Annotated in this window: 21 protein-coding genes and 1 pseudogene; 12 read left to right on the top strand and 10 right to left on the bottom strand. The window is 72.5% G+C overall.

Translation table 11 applies throughout. The features are described 5' to 3' along the window. The 5 genes and pseudogenes from ACIQZO_RS31400 to ACIQZO_RS31420 form a co-directional block, all read right to left on the bottom strand. Positions 1–139 (bottom strand): annotated as a pseudogene (locus ACIQZO_RS31400) (IS5/IS1182 family transposase); the annotation flags it as partial. 80 nt (positions 140–219) lie between these two features. After that, positions 220–1140 (bottom strand): polysaccharide deacetylase family protein, encoded by a 921-nt coding sequence (locus ACIQZO_RS31405; RefSeq protein WP_403632627.1) that lies wholly within the window; start codon positions 1138–1140, stop codon positions 220–222. A 59-nt stretch (positions 1141–1199) separates the two neighbouring features. After that, positions 1200–2213, bottom strand: a complete 1014-nt coding sequence (locus tag ACIQZO_RS31410) for a PPK2 family polyphosphate kinase (protein WP_403632629.1) — start codon at positions 2211–2213, stop codon at positions 1200–1202. A gap of 64 nt (positions 2214–2277) precedes the next feature. Further along, complete coding sequence (locus ACIQZO_RS31415; RefSeq protein ID WP_403632904.1) at positions 2278–3672, bottom strand: alkaline phosphatase PhoX; 1395 nt, start codon at positions 3670–3672, stop codon at positions 2278–2280. Next, complete coding sequence (locus tag ACIQZO_RS31420) at positions 3672–4289, bottom strand: hypothetical protein (RefSeq protein WP_403632631.1); 618 nt, start codon at positions 4287–4289, stop codon at positions 3672–3674. The genes ACIQZO_RS31415 and ACIQZO_RS31420 overlap by 1 nt, the downstream gene beginning before the upstream one ends. 242 nt (positions 4290–4531) lie before the next feature. Here ACIQZO_RS31420 and ACIQZO_RS31425 point away from each other — a divergent pair, with 242 nt between their 5' ends. Continuing rightward, positions 4532–5854, top strand: coding sequence for a cytochrome P450 (locus ACIQZO_RS31425; RefSeq protein WP_403632634.1), 1323 nt, complete (start codon positions 4532–4534; stop codon positions 5852–5854). A gap of 27 nt (positions 5855–5881) precedes the next feature. Beyond that, positions 5882–7033 carry an amidohydrolase family protein gene (locus ACIQZO_RS31430; protein WP_403632637.1) on the top strand — a complete coding sequence of 384 codons (1152 nt, stop codon included), beginning with the start codon at positions 5882–5884 and terminating at the stop codon, positions 7031–7033. 79 nt (positions 7034–7112) lie between these two features. Here the strand turns inward: ACIQZO_RS31430 and ACIQZO_RS31435 are convergent, their stop codons facing one another. Both ACIQZO_RS31435 and zapE read right to left on the bottom strand, forming a co-directional pair. Further along, positions 7113–7541 carry an OsmC family protein gene (locus tag ACIQZO_RS31435; protein WP_403632640.1) on the bottom strand — a complete coding sequence of 143 codons (429 nt, stop codon included), beginning with the start codon at positions 7539–7541 and terminating at the stop codon, positions 7113–7115. Positions 7542–7602: 61 nt separating this feature from the next. Beyond that, on the bottom strand, positions 7603–8658 hold the full coding sequence (gene zapE, locus ACIQZO_RS31440; RefSeq protein WP_403632907.1) for a cell division protein ZapE: 1056 nt from the start codon (positions 8656–8658) through the stop codon (positions 7603–7605). An 84-nt stretch (positions 8659–8742) separates the two neighbouring features. Between zapE and ACIQZO_RS31445 the strand changes: the two genes are divergently transcribed. The 10 genes from ACIQZO_RS31445 (at position 8743) to ACIQZO_RS31490 (ending at position 18490) form a co-directional block, all read left to right on the top strand. Next, entirely contained in the window at positions 8743–9534 is a 792-nt protein-coding gene (locus tag ACIQZO_RS31445) for a pyrimidine reductase family protein (protein WP_403632642.1), read from the top strand. Between the two features lie 148 nt (positions 9535–9682). Continuing rightward, positions 9683–10150, top strand: coding sequence for an indole-3-glycerol phosphate synthase (locus tag ACIQZO_RS31450; protein WP_403632645.1), 468 nt, complete (start codon positions 9683–9685; stop codon positions 10148–10150). Positions 10151–10211: 61 nt separating this feature from the next. Beyond that, positions 10212–11609, top strand: coding sequence for a UDP-N-acetylmuramate--L-alanine ligase (gene murC, locus ACIQZO_RS31455; RefSeq protein ID WP_403632648.1), 1398 nt, complete (start codon positions 10212–10214; stop codon positions 11607–11609). A 22-nt stretch (positions 11610–11631) separates the two neighbouring features. Further along, positions 11632–12039 carry a peptide-methionine (R)-S-oxide reductase MsrB gene (gene msrB / locus ACIQZO_RS31460; RefSeq protein WP_403632651.1) on the top strand — a complete coding sequence of 136 codons (408 nt, stop codon included), beginning with the start codon at positions 11632–11634 and terminating at the stop codon, positions 12037–12039. Between the two features lie 697 nt (positions 12040–12736). Further along, positions 12737–15148, top strand: coding sequence for a nitrate- and nitrite sensing domain-containing protein (locus tag ACIQZO_RS31465; protein WP_403632654.1), 2412 nt, complete (start codon positions 12737–12739; stop codon positions 15146–15148). Continuing rightward, on the top strand, positions 15145–15561 hold the full coding sequence (locus ACIQZO_RS31470) for a roadblock/LC7 domain-containing protein (RefSeq protein WP_189967541.1): 417 nt from the start codon (positions 15145–15147) through the stop codon (positions 15559–15561). Before ACIQZO_RS31465 ends, ACIQZO_RS31470 begins: the two co-directional genes overlap by 4 nt. Then, the gene (locus tag ACIQZO_RS31475; RefSeq protein ID WP_403632657.1) at positions 15561–15935 is read left to right on the top strand and encodes a DUF742 domain-containing protein; all 375 of its coding nucleotides are present in this window, start codon (positions 15561–15563) and stop codon (positions 15933–15935) included. Before ACIQZO_RS31470 ends, ACIQZO_RS31475 begins: the two co-directional genes overlap by 1 nt. After that, positions 15922–16536 (top strand): GTP-binding protein, encoded by a 615-nt coding sequence (locus tag ACIQZO_RS31480; protein ID WP_403632659.1) that lies wholly within the window; start codon positions 15922–15924, stop codon positions 16534–16536. Before ACIQZO_RS31475 ends, ACIQZO_RS31480 begins: the two co-directional genes overlap by 14 nt. 125 nt (positions 16537–16661) lie before the next feature. Further along, entirely contained in the window at positions 16662–18143 is a 1482-nt protein-coding gene (locus ACIQZO_RS31485) for a hypothetical protein (RefSeq protein ID WP_403632661.1), read from the top strand. Positions 18144–18163: 20 nt separating this feature from the next. Then, entirely contained in the window at positions 18164–18490 is a 327-nt protein-coding gene (locus tag ACIQZO_RS31490) for a hypothetical protein (RefSeq protein ID WP_403632664.1), read from the top strand. A 6-nt stretch (positions 18491–18496) separates the two neighbouring features. On the opposite strand, the gene ACIQZO_RS31495 is transcribed toward ACIQZO_RS31490, so the two are convergent. Genes ACIQZO_RS31495 through ACIQZO_RS31505 form a run of 3 tightly spaced genes read right to left on the bottom strand, consistent with a single transcriptional unit; the run spans position 18497 to position 21485 of the window. Beyond that, positions 18497–19828: a protein kinase gene (locus ACIQZO_RS31495; protein WP_403632667.1), complete on the bottom strand. Its 1332-nt coding sequence runs from the start codon at positions 19826–19828 to the stop codon at positions 18497–18499. Further along, positions 19825–20826 carry a PP2C family serine/threonine-protein phosphatase gene (locus ACIQZO_RS31500; protein WP_403632670.1) on the bottom strand — a complete coding sequence of 334 codons (1002 nt, stop codon included), beginning with the start codon at positions 20824–20826 and terminating at the stop codon, positions 19825–19827. The genes ACIQZO_RS31495 and ACIQZO_RS31500 overlap by 4 nt, the downstream gene beginning before the upstream one ends. Beyond that, entirely contained in the window at positions 20823–21485 is a 663-nt protein-coding gene (locus ACIQZO_RS31505; RefSeq protein ID WP_403632910.1) for a tellurium resistance protein, read from the bottom strand. The genes ACIQZO_RS31500 and ACIQZO_RS31505 overlap by 4 nt, the downstream gene beginning before the upstream one ends. Positions 21486–21519: the final 34 nt, after the last annotated feature.

The raw sequence follows: 21519 nt of genomic DNA on the forward strand, positions 1-21519 counted from the left end.
ACTGCGCTCCCGAGCGGAACTTCCAGATCACACCCTCGAACTGCTTCCGCAGCCGTGCGGGATACGGGCCGTACTCACCGATCGGCAAGTACGGCTCGACGTACTCCCATTCCAGGTCCGTCAGTTGCGCCCGTGTCATGCCTTACGGACTACCGGATCCGCCCGCGCCGTGAAGGCAAAACGCACATGTTGATCACGACCCGATACGCGCCCTAGGTCCTACCTGCCGATCAGCTCGGAGACCTTCACGAAGCGGTAGCCGCGCTTGCGCAGCTCCGGGACGATCCGCTGGACGGCCTCCTCGGTGACCGGGGCGGCGCTGCGCGTGCAGTGCATGACCACCACCGAACCGGGCTTCACCCCGGCGAGCACCTGCTCGGCCACCGCGACGGGGTCCGTGGCGAAGGCGTCACCGCTGACCACGTCCCACTGGACGGCCGTCACCCCGGCCGTGGACAGAGCCCGCAGCGCCTGGTCGTCGTAGCAGCCGCCGGGGAAGCGGAAGTACGGGACGGTGTTGACCGCGCCCGCTTGCCGGAAGGCGGCGAAGGCCCGGTCCACGTCGGCTCGGGCGGCCGCGGCGTCGAGCGCGGGAAGCCCGTAGCAGGGGGACTTGAAGGCGTGGTGGCTGTACGAGTGGTTCGCGATCTCGAAGTTCGGGTCGGTGCCGATCGCCTTCGCCTGGTCGGGGTACTCCTCGGCCCAGCGGCCCGTCATGAAGATCGTCGAGGGCACCTTGAGGGTGCGCAGGGTCGAGATCAGCGCGGGGTTGTCGAAGTGCTCGCCGCCCTCGGCGCGCGGTCCCTGATCGGAGGTCATGTCGGCGTCGAAGGTCAGCGCCACGGTCTTGTCCGTCTGCTGCCTCGCCCGTTCGAAGACGGGGGTCAGGCCGTTCGGGCCCGGCGCCATGGTCGGGGGCTTGGCGGAGGCACCGGCCTGCGGGGCGGCGGCGGGCGATCCGGCGGCCGCCGCCGGGGCGGACGCGGAGGGGGAGGCGGAGCCCGGGGCGGCGGGGGTGCCCATACGGGCGGCCTCGCGGCCGGCGTCCGGCGCGCCGGCGCCGCCCCCGCATCCCGCGAGGACGGCGCCGAGGATCGCCGTGGCAGCTGCGGCAGCTACTTTTCGTACGGAATTGGTCACGTACGCAAACTATATGACTATCCGATCGGAAGAATGAACGACAGGCGGTCGGGCGGAACTCACCCCGCCAGCAGCAGCCTGCGGCACGCCTCGACGTCGAAGTCCCCCTTCGGATATTGCGGATCGAGGTCCTCCAGGTGCTCCCGCAGCAGCGTGCTGATCGCCCAGTTGCGGTACCACTTGCGGTCCGCGGGCATCACGTACCAGGGCGCCGCGTCCGTGGAGCAGCGCTCCAGCGCCACCTCGTACGCCTCCTGGTACGCGGGCCACACGCTGCGCTCCTCGATGTCGCCCAGGTGGAACTTCCAGTGCTTGTCCGGATTGTCGAGCCGCTCCAGCAGCCGCCGACGCTGCTCCTCGTAGCCGATGTGGAGGAAGACCTTCACCACGGTCACGCCGTCGTCGACGAAGGCCTTCTCGAACCGGTTGATCTGGGCGTACCGGGCGCGCACCCGGTTGCGCGGGACCAGCTCGCGGACCCGGGCGATGAGCACGTCCTCGTAGTGGGACCGGTCGAAGATGCCGATCTCGCCCGGCCGGGGGAGCTCCTGCTTGACGCGCCAGAGGAAGGGGTGGCTCAGCTCCTCCGCGGTGGGCGCCTTGAAGGCCTTGATCCGGCAGCCGGAGGGGTTGAACATGCCGATCACGTGCTTGAGGGTGCCGCCCTTGCCGCTGGTGTCCATGCCCTGGAGGACGAGCAGCACCCGGCGGCGGTCACCGGCGGTGCTCGCCGCGTACAGCCGCTCCTGGAGGGAGGCGAGCGGCTCTGCCAGCAGGGCCGCCGCCGCCAGCCCGGCCGCCTTGCCGGTGGGGCCGCCGGGGGTGGCGCAGGGGTCGAGGCGGCTGAGGTCCGGCCGTTCGCCCGGGGTCACGCGCAGCAGCTCCCGCAGCGGCCGGGCCCCGGAGTCGCCGGCCCCGGACCGCTCGCCGTGCTTCCCCCGCTTCTCGGCCTTCTCGGCCTTCTCGGCCTTGGCGTCCTTCGCGGGCTTTCCGGGCTTCTCCCGCTTCTCGGGCTCCGCCGATTTCCGCTTCTTCTCGTCGTGCTTCTTCTTCTCGTTCTGCTTCCCGGCCATCGCTGACCACCCCAATCCCATCGGTTCCGTACGATCTTCCAGCAGGCCGAACGGGAGCGCGAGATCAGTGCCAGGGCCCCGTCACCGCGAACGTGGTCCCCGGCGTGTAGGCGTTCACGTACATCGTCCGCCCGTCCGGGGAGAAGGTGACCCCGGCGAACTCCCCCCACTCCGGCGCCCCGGGCAGCCCGATGTCCTCGGCGTTGCGGGCCATCGGGTAGACCTCGCCGCCCACCGTCACCCCGAAGACGTACTGCGCCCCGCCGCCGTCCTCGCAGACCATCAGTCCGCCGTCCGGGGCCAGACAGATGTTGTCGGGGGAGTCCCCGGGCAGCGCGATGTCGGCGGCCGGGCCGAACACCACGTCCAGCCGCAGCAGCGCGCGCCGCGGATCGTAGAACCACACCTGCCCGTGGTGGTCGGCGGCCGCGCCCTCGGCGCTGCGGGCGAAGCTGGAGACGAAGTGCACCCCGCCGTCGCCCCAGTAGCAGCCCTCCAGCTTCTGCGCGTGGGTGATCCCGCCCGGCCCGAAGTCCTGGAGCCGGATCGGCGTGCCCGCCGCCGAGGGGTCCGGTACGGGCACCCACTCCACCGGGAAGCGCGCGCCGGGTTCGTCCACCAGCGCCAGGTCGGCCAGCCCCGGTACCCGCATGGCCTCCAGCCGGCCCCCCGCCCGCAGCGAGCCGAGCCCGCCGAGCGGCCGCTTTGGCAGGAACCGGTAGAAGAGCCCGAAGGGCCGCACGAAGGCGTCCTCGGTCTCGTAGACCACCCCGCGGTACGGGTCCACGGCGACGGCCTCGTGCGCGAAGCGGCCCATCGCGGTGAGCGGGACCGCGCCCGAGCGGTACGGGTCGGCGGGGTCCACCTCGAAGACGTAGCCGTGGTCCCGGGTGTAGCCGGAGGTGCCCGCGCGGTCCTCGGTCTCCTCGCAGCTCAGCCAGGTGTTCCAGGGGGTCCGGCCGCCCGCGCAGTTGACGGCGGTGCCGGCGAGGGCGACCCGCTCGCCCGTGACCCGCCCGGCCGCGTCGAGTTCCAGGGCCGTGCAGCCGCCGAGGGCCTCGGGGTCGTAGGTCAGCGGCGGGACGGCGGGCACGCGCAGGGCCGCGGTGGTGCGGTTCTCGTGGTTGCGGACCAGCCGCACGCGGCCGCCGCCCGCGTCGAATGCGGCCATGCCGTCGCAGTTGGCGGGCACGGCCCCCTCACCGGAGCGCAGTTGCCCGCCGGACCGGGAGAGCACCCGGTAGGTGAACCCCGCGGGCAGGTCGAGCAGTCCGCGCGGATCGGCCACCAGCGGTCCGTAGCCGCGGTCGGTCCGGGGGGCCAGGGGCGAGCGGGTGGCGAGGGCGGCGCGCGCGTCGCCACCGGCGAACAGGGCGCCGAGCGCCCCGCTGAAGGCGATCGTGCCCGCGGCGAGCAGGCTGCGCCGGGTGACGGGCACCGGTGGCCGCACGGGCGCCATCAAGCGGCCGGCTTGGGGCGGGTGGTGCCCGGGAGGCAGGTCACCGCCTTGTTGAAGGTCTCGAAGAGGCCGCCGGGATTCTTCTTCCAGAGCCACATGTGCAGGGCGTAGTGCACCGGCTGACCGGAGAAGTTGCCGGGCTTGGGGCCCTTGAAGGCGGTGGCGAACATCGTGGGGCGGTCGTCGTCCGTCGCCACCTTCTGGTCGCGGTCGTAGACCAGCCACTGGACCGCGACGAGTCGCTTGCCGCCGCGCCCGTCGTCCTCGTAGAACAGCGCGGCGGGCTTCGCCGGGTCGACGGAGTTGTCGTACTTGTGATTGAAGTGCGGGTAACCGAGCGCGCCCGACCCCGCCTTGTCGACGACGCAGTACTGGTCGGGCTTGTAGCCCGCCGCCACCGCGTTGGCGTGGACCTGGAACCTTGCGGTCGCCGCGTAGACCAGCGCCCGGTCTCCCAGGGCCCGGTCTCCCAGCGCCCGGTCTCCCCCCAGGGCCCGGCCGCCCAGGACCCGGCCGGAGCCCGGGTCCGCGGCGGCGGGCGGGGCGCCGGGAGCGGCGAGGGCCGCCAGGGTGAGCGAGGCGGCTGCGGTGAGGGCCAGGGCGGGACTGCGGGCCATGCGCGGGCTCCTTGTGACGGACTGGCTGGGGCACCAGCAGCCCTTCCCCGGGCCGCCTCGCCCGCCACACACTCGGCCCGGACGGACGACCGCCGATCGGCTGACGGCCGACCGGACCCGACCCGGTCCCCGCCGCCGCCGCCGCCGGCTCACTCGAACGGGAAGGGCGCCGTTTCGCGACGTACCCGCACGGGGAACCGGTGATGTCCCCAGGAGGACGAGCACGACGGAGGGTGCGGACCATGGCGCAGCAGGATGCGGCACCGAACGGCGGCGGAGAGCTGCAGGAGATCGTGTCGGCCGTGTCCAGGGGCGCGCCGGAGTACCGGCAGTGCCCCCACCCGATGTACGCCGTCCTGCGCGAGCAGGCCCCGGTGGTCCGGCTGACCCCGCCCCACGGGATCGACACGTACCTCATCACCCGTCACGACGACGCCCGCGACGCGCTGTCGGACCCCCGGTTCAGCAAGAACATGCACGGCGCCATCGACACCTACCACGCCGTGTACGGCAGCTTCTTCGACGCGCTCGACGACAACGTGCTCTTCTCGGACCCGCCCCGGCACACGCGCCTGCGGCGCATCCTGCGCAGCGCCTTCACCCCCCGGCGGGTGGAGCGGATGCGCCCCCGGATCACCGAGATCGCCGAGGACATCCTCGCCGAGTGCCGCAGGGCCGGCACGGTCGACCTGATGACCTCGTTCGCGTTCCCGCTGCCCATCGCGGTCCTGTGCGAACTGATGGGCATCCCGCAGGAGGACCGCCCGGAGATCCTGGAGCAGTTCGCGGTGGTGACCCGCTCCCGGTTCGACCCCAGCCGGCGGGCGGAGCTGAAGGCGGCCGAGGAGCGCCTGCAGCACCGGCTGGAACGGCTCATCTCGGACACACGCGCACACCCGTCGGACTCCTTCCTCAGCGACCTCCTCCAAGGCGAGGAGCAGCTGGAGGATCCCGAACTGGTCGCGTCGCTGTGGGTGCTGTTCTTCGCCGGCCACAAGACCACCGCGTACCAGATCGGCAATTCCGTCCTCAACCTGCTGCGCCGCCCCGATCAGGCGGCACTGCTGCGCAAGGACCCCGCGCTCATCCCGCGGGCGGTCGAGGAGATGCTGCGCTTCGAGGGCTCGGTGGAGACGTCGACCTTCCGGTACGCGGTGCAGGACGCCGAGATCCGGGGCACGCGGATCCCCGAGGGCTCCCTCGTGCAGATCGCGATCTCCTCGGCCAACCGGGACCCCGAGAAATTCGACTTCCCCGACGAACTGGACGTGACGCGCGAGGGCCTCCAGGGGACGCACCTGGGCTTCGGGCACGGAACCCACTACTGCCTGGGGGCTCCCCTGGCGCGGCTCGAACTGGAGATCGCGCTCGCCGCCCTGCTGCGGGAGTTCCCGGACATGGAGCCGGCGGACGCGCAGGAGACCGGGAGGGCGTGGCTCAAGGGGCCGGTGCCGGCGTTCCGCGGCCTCGAACACCTCCGGCTCGTCCTGGACCCGGCGCGCCCCGACGGGGGCCCGGACGAGGCGTCCCTGGCCTCCGTGGCCTCCGTGGCCTCCGGAAAGTAACCCAGACCCGATGGACGGTGGATCGGCATGACGGATTCCGTGAGTACTTCCGCGCTACGCCTCCTCGGCACACCGGCGGACGAACTGCGCATCGCCGCGGTCGGCACCAGCGAGGTCATCCGCGTCGCGCACGGGTCCTCCGTACCCGGCGCGCACAACGCGGCCGGCGCGGTCCATTCGAAGATCGACATGCATCACCACTTCTGCGCGCCGCAGTGGCGCGACTGGGCCGCGCACCACGGACTGATCAAGCCGGAGCGGCTGCCCCCGTGGACCCGGCTCGACACGGAGGCGGCGATCCGCTTCATGGACGGCGCGGGCATCACGACCGCCGTCCTCAAGCCGATGCTGCCGGCCCGCTACCGGTCGTCGGCGCAGCTGCGCGAAGCCATCAACATCACGCTGCAGTCGATGATCGAGGTGGCGCAGTCGCATCCCGGGCGGTTCTCCTACTACGTGCCGCTGTTCCTCGACGACCCGCAGGCCTCCTCCTGGGCGGTACGCCGCGGGCTCGGGCAGCTCGGCGCCGTCGGCGTGAACGTGACGGCCAACTACGGGGGCGTCTACCTCGGGGATCCCGCCTACGACCGGCTGTTCCACGAGCTGAACGAATACTCCGCGGTGGTGGACACCCACCCGCACAACCTGCCCGACGGCCCGCCCGGAGGCGCCACGGGCCCTGGCGGCCCCGGTGCGAAGGGTGCGCCCGGTGCGCCCGGTGCGTCGACGGTGCCGGGCATCCCGAACTTCATGTGCGACTTCCTGCTGGACACCACACGGGCCGCCGTGAACATGATCAGCAGGAAGACGCTGGACCGCTTCCCGGACATCTCCGTCGTCCTGCCGCACGCCGGCGGCTTCCTGCCGTACATCGCGACGCGGCTCCAGGCCCTCGGGCGGTTCTGCGAACCGCCCGTCGAACCCGCCGCCGTCCGCGACCACCTCAGTCGCTTCTACTACGACACGGCAGGCCCCATGGCGCCCGCCGCGACCCTGCTGGAGCACGTACCGGCCGACCACATCCTCTTCGGCACGGACTGGCCCGCCGCCCCCGCCGACACCGTGATGGACCTGGCGCTCCCCGCCCTCGAGGCGGACCCGGCGTTCACCCCGGAGCAGCTGCAGGGGATCTACCACGGCAACGCGATGCGCCTGATCCCGCAGCTGGCGACCGCCTGACGCGGGCGGGGACGGCGACGGGGACGGGGGCGCGGGCCGCACACGCGGCCCGCGCCCCCCGTCCCCGTCGCGGCGCGGATCAGACGAGCTTGGCGCTCAGCGTGATCGTGGTGCCCGTCAGCGCCTGGCTGACCGGGCAGTTCGCCTTGGCGTCCTCGGCCGCGGCGGTGAACGCGTCGGCGTCCAGGCCCGACACCTCGCCCTCGGTGGTGAGGTGGATGCCGGTGATGCCCTTGCCGGGCACGAAGGTGACGGCGGCCGAAGTGGTCAGCTTGGCCGGCGGGTTGCCCGCCTTCGCCAGGACGTTCGAGAAGGCCATGTTGAAGCAGCTGGAGTGCGCGGCGGCGATGAGCTCCTCCGGGCTGGTCCGCCCGTTCGCCGCCTCGTCGGTGCGCGCGGGCCAGGAGACCGGGTAGCTGCCGAGGCCGGACGAGTCGAGGGTGACGACGCCCTTGCCCTCGAACAGGTCGCCTTCCCAGACGGCGTGTGCGTTGCGTGTGGCGGCCATGGTGGATCCCTTCGTAGAAGCGGGAAGGCCGGAGTCCCGAAGGTCCCCGGCGTTCCCAAACCTACTGGGAGACCAGGGGCTTCGCGTCGCGCGCCAGGGCGGTGAGCCGCGATATGGCGCGGAAGTACTTCTTCCGATAGCCGCCGTTCATCATTTCCTCACTGAACAGCTTGTCGAAGGGGACACCGGAGGCCAGGACCGGGACCTCGCGGTCGTACAGCCGGTCGGCCAGTACCACCAGGCGCAGCGCCGTCGACTGGTCCGGCACCGGGCCGACCCCGGTCAGGCAGACGGCCGTGAGGCCGTCGGTCAGCGCGCCGTAGCGGCTCGGGTGCACCCTGGCCAGGTGCACGAGCAGGCCGGGGAAGTCGTCCAGGCTCGCGCCCTCGGTCGCGTACGCCGCCTTGGTGACCTGCTCGTCCGAGAAGGGCGCCGGGGCCTCGGGCAGACCGCGGTGGCGGTAGTCCTGGCCATCGATCCGCAGCGGCCGGAAGTGCGCCGACAGCCCCTGGATCTCGCGCAGGAAGTCGGCGGCGGCGAAGCGGCCCTCGCCGAGCTTGCCGGGCAGCGTGTTGGAGGTGGCGGCGAGCGCCACGCCCTGCTCCACGAGGCGCCTGAGCAGGGAGGACACCAGGACGGTGTCGCCCGGGTCGTCCAGCTCGAACTCGTCGATGCACAGCAGCCGGTGCCCGCCCAGGGTCTGCACGGTCTGCTGGAAGCCGAGCGCGCCGACCAGGTTGGTCAGCTCCACGAAGGTGCCGAAGGCCTTGAGCGCGGGCTCCGCCGGCGTGGCGTGCCACAGCGAGGCGAGCAGGTGGGTCTTGCCGACGCCGTAGCCGCCGTCGAGGTAGACCCCGCGCGGGCCGGTGGGGGCGGTCGGCTTCTTCGAGAACCAGCGCTTCTTGCCGGCGCCACTGGCGTGCGCCCCGCCCAGACCGGCCGCGAAGCCGCTCAGCACGGTGACGGCCTCGGACTGGCTCGGCTGGGTCGGGTCCGGGTTGTACGTGTCGAAGCGCACCGAGTCGAACCGCGGCGGCGGCACCATCTCGGCCACCAGCCGCTCGGCGGGGACCCGGGGCTCTCGCGCGCACAGGGCCTGGGGGCCCGCGTCGGCTATGGGGGGTCGGCCGGAGGTGTAACCGGAGGTGGAGAGAGATGTTGACACAGCTCTTAACTCTACGGGGCGTGGCACACTGCACCGATGCGACGCCTGTTCCCTGTGACCGATCAGACATCAGCCTCGCCCCGGGACGCGGCCGACGCGGCCGACCGGGAGTGGTCGCTCGACGAGCTCGCGGAGGCCTACGCGTACCCCGCGCTGGAGGCGGACGGCCACTGGCTCCGGGCGAACATGGTCTCCACCCTGGACGGGGCCGCCCAGCACGACGGCCGCTCGCAGCCCATCTCCGGTGACACCGACATGCGGATCTTCGGCACCCTGCGGGCGCTGGCCGATGTGGTGGTCGTCGGCGCGGAAACGGTTCGCCAGGAGGGCTACCGCCCCGCCCGGGCCCGGGAGGCCTTCGCCGCCCGCCGCGCCGCCGCCGGACAGGGCCCGGCCCCCGCCATCGCCGTGGTCACCGCGAGCCTGGACCTGGACTTCTCGCTGCCCCTGTTCACCTCCCCGCTGGCGGCGACCCTGGTGGTCACCGGCGCCGCGGCGCCCGCCGACCGGGTGGCCGAGGCGGTCTCGGCCGGGGTCGAGGTCGTGGTGGCCGGCGAGGGCACGGGCGTGGACACCGCCCGGGCGGTACGGGAGCTGGCCGCGCGCGGGCTGCGCCGCCAGCTCACCGAGGGCGGGCCCCGGCTGCTGGGCCAGTTCGTGGCCGCCGACGCGCTGGACGAGCTGTGCCTGACGATCTCCCCGATGCTCGTGGCGGGGGGCGCCCAGCGGATCGCCGCAGGCCCCTCCGTCACGGTTCCGCACCGGCTCGCGCCCGCGTGCGTACTGGAAGAGGCCGGGTTCCTCTTCACGAGCTACCGTCGGATCTGACAAGGCGCGGAATTTGTCGTTCCGCTTTGCTTCCGCCGGGCACATAACTGGGCAGGTATGTCTGCGCAGGGCCCCGTGCGACAGCGGGGCAGGATGGTTTCCGCAGGGGTCGGCCGGCCGGCCTCGGCCCATGAAGGAGAGGGCGTCCGTGTTCACGAGCGTTTTGATGATCGAGCAGCCGCTGACCGCGGTGGACGTGGATTTCGTCACCACCCTGCACGGGGACGACGCGGTCTCCTTCATCGTCCTCATGCAGCCCCGGGGCGACCAGGACCGACTGCTGCGCGCCATCGACGACGTAGCGCTCGGCGAGCTCCCCGAGGCCGTCCGCGAGGGTGACGAACCCGAGGGCGAGGCCGCCCTCGCCCCGGCCGCGCACGCCCTCGCGCACTCCCTGAACGCGCTGCGCGCCAAGGGCGCCAAGGCTGTCGGGCAGCTCGTCGAGGACCACCCGCTCGACAGACTGAAGTCCGTCGTGGAGGAGCACGGCGCCGACGAGGTGATCGTCCTGACCGCCCCGCACTTCGTGGAGGAGTTCTTCCACCGGGACTGGGCCTCCCGCGCCCGACACAAGGTCGGCGTTCCCGTGCTCAAGCTCTTCGCCCACAACGAATAGGCTTGGGGCCAGTCAGAGCCCCACGCGCACCCGCAAGCAATACGATCCTGGAGCGACCTGAATGAAGCCCGGCCTGCCGACCGCCATGGAACGGCCCCACTTCATCGGCATCGGCGGCGCCGGCATGTCCGGCATCGCGAAGATCCTGGCCCAGCGGGGAGCGCAGGTCGCGGGCAGCGACAGCCGCGGCGACTCCGATACCGCCGAGGCCCTGCGCGCCCACGGCGCCACCGTGCACGGCGGACACGCCGCCGGGAACCTCGCCGCCGACTCCACCTGCGTGGTCGTCTCCAGCGCCATCCGCGCCGACAACCCCGAGCTGGCCCGCGCCGCCGAGCTCGGCATCCCCGTCGTGCACCGCTCCGACGCCCTCGCCGCCCTGATGGACGGGCTGCGCCCGATCGCCGTCGCCGGCACGCACGGCAAGACCACCACCACCTCGATGCTGGCGGTCTCCCTCTCGGCCCTGGGCCTGGACCCCTCCTACGCCATCGGCGGCGACCTGGACGCCCCCGGCTCCAACGCCCACCACGGCGAGGGCGACATCTTCGTCGCCGAGGCGGACGAGAGCGACCGCAGCTTCCACAAGTACACCCCGCAGGTCGCGATCATCCTGAACGCGGAGCTCGACCACCACGCGAACTATGCGTCCATCGAAGAGATCTACGAGTCCTTCGAGACCTTCGTCGGCAAGGTCGTGCCCGGCGGCACCCTCGTCGTCGCCCACGGCCAGGAGGGCGCCGCCGAGATCGCCCGCCGGGTCGCCGGCCAGGAGGGCCTCACCGTCGTCACGTACGGCGAGGAGGAGGGCGCCGACGTCCGGATCACCAAGATCACCCCCCGCGGTCTGACCAGCGAGGTCACCGTGGTCCTGGACGGCCGGATGCTCACCTTCACCGTCTCGGTCCCCGGCCGCCACTACGCGCACAACGCCGTCGCGGCCCTCGCCGCGGGCGTGGCCCTCGGCATCCCGGCGCACAACCTGGCGAGCGCGCTCGGCAAGTACACCGGCGTCAAGCGCCGCCTCCAGCTCAAGGGCGAGGCCGCCGGCGTCCAGGTCATCGACTCCTACGCGCACCACCCCACCGAGATGACCGCCGACCTGGAGGCCATCCGCGGAGCCGCCGGGGACTCCCGGATCCTGGTCGTCTTCCAGCCCCACCTCTTCTCCCGCACCCAGGAGCTGGGCAAGGAGATGGGCCGGTCGCTGGCCCTCGCCGACGCCTCCCTGGTCCTGGACATCTACCCGGCCCGCGAGGACCCGATCCCCGGCGTGACCAGCGAGGTCATCATCGCGGCGGCCCGCTCGGCGGGCGCCGACGTCACCGCCGAGCACGACAAGGCGGCCGTCGCGGACGCCATCGCGGGAATGGCCAAGCCCGGTGATCTCGTTCTCACCATGGGCGCGGGCGACGTCACGGACCTCGGTCCGGCGATCCTCGCCCGGCTGTCGAGCTGAGGTAAGAGGGAGCGGGAGAGTCATGTCGTACGAGGTCGAGAAGACGGACGAGCAGTGGCAGGCGGAGCTGACCCCGTCCGAGTATCAGGTACTGCGTCTGGCGGGCACCGAACCGGCCTTCCGCGGTGAGTACACGGACACCAAGGCGGAGGGCGTCTACTCCTGCCGCGGCTGCGGGTCCGAGCTGTTCCGCTCGTCGGAGAAGTTCGAGTCGCACTGCGGCTGGCCGTCCTTCTTCGACCCGAAGGACACCGACGCGGTCGAGCTGATCGCGGACACCGCGCACGGCATGGTCCGTACGGAGGTCCGCTGCGCGACGTGCGGATCCCACCTCGGGCACGTGTTCGAGGGTGAGGGTTATCCGACCCCGACGGACCAGCGGTACTGCATCAACAGCATCTCCCTGCGCCTGACCCCCACGGAGGGCTGACGCGCCGCACGCAGGACAGGGCGGCCGCCACCGGGTTCGGTGGCGGCCGCCCTGTCGCGTCCGCGGGCCCGCACCTGCTCCCGGTACACCCTGGTCCGCGCCGGTTCGAGCGCGCCGGGCACGCTCCGGGCGGGCCGCTCGGTCCGGGCGCGGGCGGGCCCATGCGTCGCAGTCGCCGTCGTCGCAGACCTCGAACGCGGTCGGCTTCACGGTAGCGAACCGGATGCCCGGCCCCGTACGTGCGGATCGGGTGCCGCCCCGGACGGTCGCGGCGTCCGTGCGGGGAGCGGAGCGGCTCGTCGGGCCTGCGTTCCGGCAGTGGGCTGCTGTCGGCCCCCGCCCGCCGCCGGCCGGACCGGGCCGACGCCGCCCTCTCCGAACCGGTGGTAACGCCCCCTGTCGCGGCCGGGAGTTCGGTAGCGGACGCGAACGGCCTCGCGGCGCGGGCCCCCCGGCGCGGCGAACTCCCCCGGGAGGAAGGGCCGCCGGACCCCCGTGACCTCCACCGGCGGCCGGGCGGCCGGAACGTGACGGGTCGGCAATGGTGTCGAGTACGTCGCGGTTCGATTCCGATCCGATCTCTGGCCTGCGGTGATTTACCGCAACTAGCACGCTTCGGCCTCGGTGAACACCTATCCGAAACTCCGCCATGTCTGGTTATGATCGGCCTCCCGCCGTCCCCCGCTCGCGAGGACCGATGTCTCCCATAGAACCCGAAGGCATACGACGGCAGTCGACGCCCCGTCGGCGGCGCACCGTGCGCCTGCGCACCCTGCTCATCTGGCTGGCCGTGGTCCCCACCGTCGCGATGGGCACCCAAGTGGCGCTGACCGCAGAGCGGTTGCTGGCCCAGTCGGAGCAGCTGCGGTCCGACGTGGCGGCCGCCGAGCAGATCGGCGCCCCGCTCTACACGCTCATGGTCGACATGCAGGCCGAGCGGACGGCGACCGCCGGACGCTGGGCGGGCACCGGCGGGTCCGAGGGCGAACTGCGCGCCCGGCGCGAGGCCACGGACCTGGCCTCGGCCGAGTTCCGCCGCCTGGCGGTCGATCCGTCGCGGTCGTTCGGGGAAGTGACCCGGCAGCTCGAGAAGCTCCCCGAATACCGCCTGCGGGCGGACGCCCGCAGCGGCACCGCCGACAGCACGCTGGCCTACTACTCCGAGGTGATCGGCAAGGTCATCCAGGTCTACCAGCAGGAGTTCAGCCACGCCGAGGACGCCGAACTCGCCCAGGCGAGCCGGCCCGTGGTGTCGATGCTCCAGGCCACCGAGATGGTGGCGCGCGAGGACACCGTCCTGGCCCTGGCCGGACCGTCCGGGGAGCTGACCTTCGCCGGCTACGACCAGTTCGTCAGCGCCCTCGGCGCCCAGCGGTACCTGCACGAGGCGTTGATCGTGCCGCACCTCACGGCGCGTGACCAGCGGTTCTACGAGCGGGTCGTGGGCTCCGCGGACTGGCAGACCAAGACCCGCATCGAGAGCGCGGTCCTCTCCGGGCACAAGGACATCGTCTCGGGCATCAAGCTGCCCGCCGAGATCGGTGGCTGGCCCTCCGCGCACGCCAACTTCTCGGTCCAGATGACCACGCTCAACATCGACCTGGCGCGTTCGGTGCTCGCCCGCGGCGAGGCCAAGGCCGCGGAGCTCCAGACCGAGGTCGCCTGGCTGATCGGGGGCAGCGCCGGCGGGCTGCTGGCCGTCGTGGTCGTGGTCGTGTTCACCACCCGGTCGGTGCTCCGCCGTCTGCGCGACCTGCACGAACGGACGGTGACCGTCGCCGAGGAGACCCTTCCCGGCGTCGTCGCCCGGCTCCAGCGCGGACAGACCGTGGACCCCGAGGCCCTGCCGGCCGTGAGCGGGGACCGGGACGAGGTCGGACGCATCAGCGACGCCTTCGCCCGGGCCGTCGCCGTGTCCGTCGACGGACACCGCCGGCTCGCCGCCGAGCGCCACGGATTCGGCCTCTTCGCCTCCGGTATCGCCTCGCGCACCGGAAACCTGGTCAGCCGCCAGCTGAGCCTGACCGAGGACCTCCAGGACACCTTCGGCCACGACGAGGCGCTCCTCGCGGAGCTGATGCGGGCCGACCAGCTGACGGTCGGCATGCGGCGCCAGATCGAGAACCTCCTGATCCTGGCGGGCGGCGAGGTCCCCGACCCGCACACCGAGCCCATGCGCGTCGCCGACCTGCTGCGCGAAGCGGCCGCGGAGGTCGAGGACTTCCGGCGCATCGAGCGCCAGGCCCTGGACGAGACCAGTGTGGAACCGAGCGCGATCAGCCGGATCAGCCACCTGCTCGCGGAGCTGCTGGACAACGCCACCCGCTTCTCCCCGCCTCGGTCCAAGGTGATCATCCGCGCCGAGGTGGTGACGGACGGGCTGTCCGTCGAGATCGAGGACCGCGGGCCGCGCGTGAGCCCGGAGCGCTACGAGGAGATGAACGGGCGCCTGCACGAGGCCCCGCCGTACTCCGTCCTGGCGCAGAACGCCCACCGGCTCGGGCTCTTCGTGGTCGGGCACCTCGCCGAGCAGCTCCGGGCGACGGTCACCCTGCGCCGCTCGGTGTACGGAGGCACCTCGGCGGTGGTGATCCTGCCCCAGGAGCTGCTGGTGGCGACCGACACGCAGGCCGTGCGCGCTCCCGCGCCCGCGCCGCAACGGGAGTTGCGGGCCGCGGCCCCGGCCCTGGAGCTGCTCCCGGCGGCCGCCCTCGTGCCGGCCCTGCCCGCGGCGCCCGAGCCGGCGCCCGAGCCGGCGCCCGAGCCGGCGCCCGAGCCCGAGCCGGCACCCGAGCCCGAGCCGGTCGTGCGTACGAGCGCCGGGCTGCCGAGCCGCCGTACGAAGGCACCCGCGGCCGTGCCGGTGCCCGCACCCGTACCCGTGCCCGCGCTGGTCCCCGTACCCGCGCTCGCGGCCCGCCCTGCCCGCCCGGTCCTTCCGGAGCGCGTCCCGCAGACCCACATCGCAGAGCAGCTGCGCGAGCCCCGCGCGCAGGAGACCGTGGTCCGGCCCGACAACGCGACACCCGAAGAGGTGGCCGATGCCTGGGCGGACTACGAACAGGGGACCCAGACAGTGGAAGAAGAGCTCCGACGGGATCAGCCATGACCACCTCACCGAACACTGCGGCAGCCAACGACGCGATCTACAGCGTCCTCGACAACAACCTGAGCAGGATCGCCGGCGTCCAGGGAGCGGTGCTCCTGTCCAACGACGGCATCAAGCTCAGCGCCTACCTGCTGGACGAGCCCCAGGCCGAGCGCATGGCGGCCGCGGCCTCCGGCATCGCGTCCACGATGAAGGCGATATCCCGGGACGTCGACGGCGGTCGCGTCATCCGCCAGCTGGTCGAGATGGACGACCGGTACCTGTGCATCGTCGGATGCGGCGAGGGCAGCACGCTCATCGTGGTGACCTCCCGCAAGGCGCGGCTCGGGGAGCTGGGCGGCGAGGCCGTACGGACCGCGCAGGCGCTCGGCGAGTGGTTGGGCACTCCCGAGCGCGGCCAGCCGTCCGCGTAATGTCGCAGGACGAGCCACAGCCACCGCCCGCCGGCCGCCGCCGGACGCGGCTGTACGCCCTGACCGACGGGCGTACGGCCGCCGAGGACAGCGTCCTCACCATGGACACCACGATCACGGCGGCGACCGGCGCGGACGTGGACGGCGGCCTGCCCACCGAGTGGCAGGAGATCCTCGCCATGTGCGCGCCGCCCGGCGGGCGGGCGGTCGCCGAGATCGCGGCGCGGATGAACATCCGCCTCACCCCGATGACACTGCTCCTCGGTGAACTCGCCGACCGCGGGCTGATCCACCACCGGCCCCCCCTGGCGGCCGCCGAGACCACCGACATGCACCTGCTCATGAGAATCAGGGACAGCCTTGCCCGGATATGACACGACCGCGACCGCCCACCGGGAACCGGCCCCGGTCAAGATCCTCGTCGCCGGCGGGTTCGGGGTCGGGAAGACCACCCTGGTCGAGACGATCTCCGAGATCGAGCCGCTGCGTACGGAGGAGCGGCTGACGGCCGCCGGGGTCGGCGTCGACGACCTCGACGGCATCGAGTCCAAGACGGTGACCACCGTGGCGATGGACTTCGGCCGACTCACCCTCACCGACGCCGGGGTCGTCCTCTACCTGTTCGGCACCCCCGGCCAGGAGCGCTTCTGGTTCATGTGGGACGACCTGCTGAACGGGGCGCTCGGGGCGATCGTGCTGGTCGACACCGGGCGCCTGGACCGCAGCTTCCCGGCCGTGGACTTCTTCGAGAGCCGCGGACTGCCCTTCGTGGTCGGCGCGAACTGCTTCCACGGCGAACAGCCCTACACCGCCGAGGAGATCGCGGCCGCGCTGCACCTGCGCGACCCGAACACGCCCGTCCTCATGCTCGACGCCCGCTCCCGTACGGACGTCCGCGCGTCGCTGATCGCGCTGCTCGACCTGCTCATCACCAGGGCGAAGGCCCCGGCGCCCGTCAGCGGATCACACGGCTGAATGAACGTGCCCACACGATGAGTACGCGCCCGGTGCCGCGCCCGACCCGGCCAACCCCGGGACATGCGGGGCCCGTTTACATAGGGTGAGGCGGCAGGGTCGTGGGCCACGGGGGAGGGCGCGATATGACGGCACGTGGGTTACCGGTGCTGGCGCAGTACCGGGACGACGCGGTGACGCGTCTGCTGTGCGCGGGCGCGCACCTGGACGAGGGCTTCGCCCGTGAGGTGGACCTAGAGCTCACCGAGGACCGGCTGCGCGCCACCGGCCTCTCCCTCGGCATCGACCTGGTGGCCCTGGCCCGTCACGCGCGGGCTTCCGTCCGGCGCACCGACCTGCGCGACCGGCGCCTCGCCCGGCTCTGTGCGGTCGGCGTGTGGGCGGCGGTTCCGGCCGCGCTGTACGGGCTGGTCGCATCGCTGCCCGGGCTCGCCCTCGGGGCCGCCGGCGCCTTCGTCCTCGCCTGCGCGACGGCCTGGGGGCTGGTCCGCGGGGCCGAGGACGCGGCCCGCAAGGCGGCGCTCGGCGTCGAGCACGGCTCCGGGCGCCCGAAGGACCTCGCCCCGGAGCTCGGCGCGGAGGTGGAGGGCCGGCTGCTGGAGCAGAAGCGGGCCAACGTGGTTCCGTACACGGCGAGTGCCGAGCGGACCAACCCGTTCGTCGGCAGCGGCTCCAAGATCAAGGAAATGGTCTGGCAGCCCATCGACGTCAGCCGGCCCGCCGACGATCCGGCGGGCGGCGGCAAGCTGACCATCAAGCCCTTCGACGCCGTCGACCTGCACAGCTTCATCGCCCGCGAGATGGAGCACATCGCCGGGCTGAAGGGCCTGCGGGCCCGCAACCGGCTCTACGTGATAGGCGACCACGTCTCCTACGTCGGCCCCGACCTGCTCCCCGACCGGCTGCGCCGCCCGCGCGCCCAGATCCCCAAGCAGCTGGTGCAGGCCGGGGTGGTGCAGTCCGGCGCCGGGATGCGCACCTACCTCAGCCTGGAGCGGGCCGGCGAGGGCGGCCGCGTCATCGTCTCCATGCACCTGCGGGCCAGGCTCCAGCTCCCCAGCCTCACCTGGGAGGTGGCGGCGTACGGGATCCCTCCGCTCCAGGCGCGCTTCTACCGGGTCCACCAGCTGCCGCCGGACGGCTGGGAACGCTGGTGGAGCCTTTTCCGCTTCGCCACCGCCACCACCGCGTCGGCTCTCACCGGCGCCCCGGGCCGACTCTCCCGGCTGGCCTCCGCACGGCGCGCACGGGCCCGCGGGCTGGAGAAGTGGCGCCGCGAGATCGACCGGCGGCACCTGCGGTTCGACTACGGAGCCGTGGACAGCCTCCGCGAGAGGGTCGCCGACTGGGACCAGCTGGGCTTCTCCGAGCGGACGGACTCCCAGGACTTCCTCCAGCGGCTCCAGCAGGGCGTGCTGATAGCGACCGAACGGTTCCTGAAGGACCACAACGTCGACACCAGCTCCTACGACCAGGCGCAGCAGGTGATCAACACCCACACCTACACCTTCCAGGGCGACATCCACGCCAGCAACATCGGCGCCCACGGCACCGTCAACCAGCTCGGTCAGGCACAGGCACCGGGGAACCCGGCCGGGCACCCCTGAACCAGCACGAGGAGTACCGCGTGAGCACCTACAACTTCCACGGGAACATCTCCGGCCCCAACAACATCGGGGACAACGGCACCATCAACATCGGGGCCCGGGACAGCGCCGCGCAGACCCTGCGCCTGGCCGCCGAACTCGCCCAGTGGCTCCGGGCGGAGGGCGCCGCACAGGAGCGGCTCGACGCGGCGCAGGTCCTGCGCGGTGAACTGGACCGGGCCGGACAGGAGGGGCGCGCCGCCCAACCGGGCCTGATCCGGCGGTCGTTGGAAACCATCACCCTCGGACTGGGCGCGGGCAGCACCGGCCTCGCCCTGGCCCAGGAGATCAGCCGGCTGCTGGGCTGATCCCGCTCATCTCGCCCGTACGACGGCCCGCGCGCCCCCGAAGTCCAGCTCGAGCCCCGACCGCAGCGGCACGGTCTGCCCCGGAGCGATCTCCTGGGTACTGCCGTCCGCGCGGGTACCCGTCCAGGCGGACCCGGAACGGTTGGCCAGGCCGAACTTCCCCGGCCGCTGCGGGTGTTCGGTGAGCTGCGCCACCAGCGTGCCGTCGCCGTAATCGTGCCGGGCCGGCTCCGGCGCCAGGTGGTGCGCCTGCACGCGCGAGGAGCGGTGCAGCAGGATGTGGTGCTCGGTGCGCGGCGGGGGCGTGGTCAGCACCAGCCGGGGCGGCAGCACCAGCACGTTCCCGCAGCTCCAGCAGGTGCCTGCCGCGGCGGCCCGGGGCTCGGTCATGTTCTGCTTCCCGCAGTGGGCGCAGTCCACCACCGCGTCCAGGGCCGCCCGCAGGGCGTCCCGCCACTGGGACTCCCGCACCCGGGCCGCGGGGTCGCGCAGGCCCCGGGTGAAGTTTCGGGTGAACAGGTCGCGCAGGGAGTCGGGCGCCACCGCCCAGGTGGCCAGCACCGTCGCGTGCTCGACGGGGTCGGGGGCGTTGGAGCGGTCCAGCGGGTCGAAGAGGAACAGCGGGTCCTTCCCGTACAGCCGGCGTTCGGCCGCCTCGTCGAAGCATCGGATGTCCAACTCGCGCTTGCCCATCAGCGGATGATGGTTCATCAGCAACATGAAGAGCAGGACCGACAGGGAGTGCAGATCGCTCTGGGTACCGGGGGAGACCCCGGGCTCGCCGCGCACCAGCTCGGGCGCCATGAACGCCATGGTGCCGGAGATGCCCGTGCTGTCCCCCTCGACCACCGCGTTGTCGTTGTCGCAGACCAGCACCTCTCCGGTGACCGGGTCGAAGAGCAGGTTCCCCCAGGAGATGTCCCGGTAGGCGATCCCGCGCGAGTGCAGCGCCTGGTACGCCTCGACCGTGTAGAGGCAGGCGGTCAGCAGCGCGCGGACCGTGGTCCGCAGCTTGCGGCGGAAGAGCAGCGGCAGCCCCTTGAACCGGTCCGGGCGGATGTCCATCAGGTAGCCGAAGCCGCCGCGCCCGTCGGCCACGAAGTCGCGGGGCCACAGGAAGCGGTCGTCGTCGAAGCCGCGGTCCACCAGCTGGCGGACGATGTCCTCCTGCTCCGGCGTCGCGCACGCCGGGTAGTACCACTTGAGGGCCTGGTCGCCGGACGGGGTGCGCACCCGGTAGACCTCTCCCTGGCCGCCGGCGCCGAGCAGCTCGAAGACCTCCAGGCCCGGGCCGCTGTCGGCCGTCAGCCGGGTACCGCTGTTGAGCATGCCGCTCATTCGTCACTCCTGTACGGGTCTGTCATATCGGAGAGGTCGGCCGGTTCAGGCATCCCGGCGGCCGGTTCGGCGGGCGTCGGCGGGTCGGCCGGCTCCGGCGGTTCGGCGGCCTCCGGCGGGCCGGAAAGGCCTTCCGGCCCGGCCGGGGCCGTGGTGGCGTGCCAGGCCGCCACCAGGGTGGTGTCGTCCCCCGAGTGCTGCGAGGCCTTGGCCAGCCACTCCGGCAGGACGGTCCGGACGCAGTCCGCGCCCTCCGCGGACAGTCGGTCGTCCAGTCCGGCCATGAACTGACGGAAGCCGCTGTCCGAGGCGAAGCTCTTGGACAGCCCGTCCGTGGTGAGCGAGACCAGCCGCGGCGCCCGCGCGGGGGCGGTCACCGGCGCCCAGTGCGTACGCACCCGCAGCCAGGCCTGCGGGGAGCACAGGGACTCCGTCTCGTCGCCCAGATCGGCCTCGTCCGGCGCGAGCGGTACGGTCACCTGCCCGTCCTCGGTCACCACCGTCAGCTCGCCGTCGCCGAGCTGCCACGCCGCGAAGACCCGGGGGGTCAGCACGGCGCCGACGAGCGTGCTCCCGTACAACACCAGCTTGTCCGGCGGGGAGAGTACGGGCTCCCCGTGCGAGCTGGTGCGCTCCCAGTGGCCGAGCGCCTTCTCCTGCCAGGCGCTGACCAGTTGGCGCGGCAGCGTGTACTGGGCGTAGTTCATCAGCCAGGCGAGGCTCGGCGGCCGCCCCTCGCCGCGGGGCTCGGCGAGCGCCGCGAACAGCCGGGCCTGCTGGACGAACAGGTCCACGGCGAACCGGGAGCCCAGGTGGCTGCGGGCGTGCGCCGCCGAGCCGTGGCCGTCGGCCACCGCCATGATCAGCGGCCGCCCGGCGGTGCCGATCCCCTCCACGTCGTAGTGGTCCTGGTTGCGGCTCTTGTTCACGCCCTGGACGCTGCCGTGGAGCGTGTCCCAGAGCGGCAGCGGCCCATGGGTCCGCACGGGCTCGCTCACCACACGTCGTCATCGTCGTCGTCGAGCACGGGCGGGGCGTACGGCGGCTGCTTGATGGTCGTGTCCCCCGAGCCCGCCACTGGTTGGGAGGCGGCCTTCACCGCCGCCGTGGAGGCCCAGCGGATCGCCGCCGCCAGCTGCTTGGGGCTGTTCGCGTCCAGCGGCTGCAGTTCGGGATTGCCCAGGAACTCCTGGAGCACGTTGCGGTCGGCGTCCGCGCCGATCGCGATCGCCACGCGGACCGCCTTGCGGCCCCACGGGGTGGCGTCCACCGCCCGCAGCCCCGCCTTCCAGTCGTCCGTCGGGACCCCGTCGGAGACCAGCGCCAGCACCGGCTTCAGCGCGCGCTGCGGCATCGGCGGGGTGTCCAGCTCGCGCGCCGCGAGGTGGAGGGCCTCCCCGAGATTGGTCATCCCGTCCACCTGCACGTCCTGCCAGGTGAACTGCTCGACCGGCACCGGGTCCTTGTGGTGCCAGCGGGCCGTCGTGGAGAACGTCATCGTGCGCAGCAGCAGTTGGGCCGCCGGGTTGTCCTGTGCGACGGAGAGCATCTCCGGGACTGCTTCTCTGATCGCGTAGTTGAGCTGGCCGATCTTCTCGCCCTGCATCGAGTACGAGCAGTCGATCAGCCAGATGAAATGGACGGGCCGGTTCGCCATCGGCCCGCCGGGGATGTCACTCACCGCGTAATCT

The organism is Streptomyces sp. NPDC097617 (assembly GCF_044761485.1).
Lineage (GTDB): Bacteria > Actinomycetota > Actinomycetes > Streptomycetales > Streptomycetaceae > Streptomyces.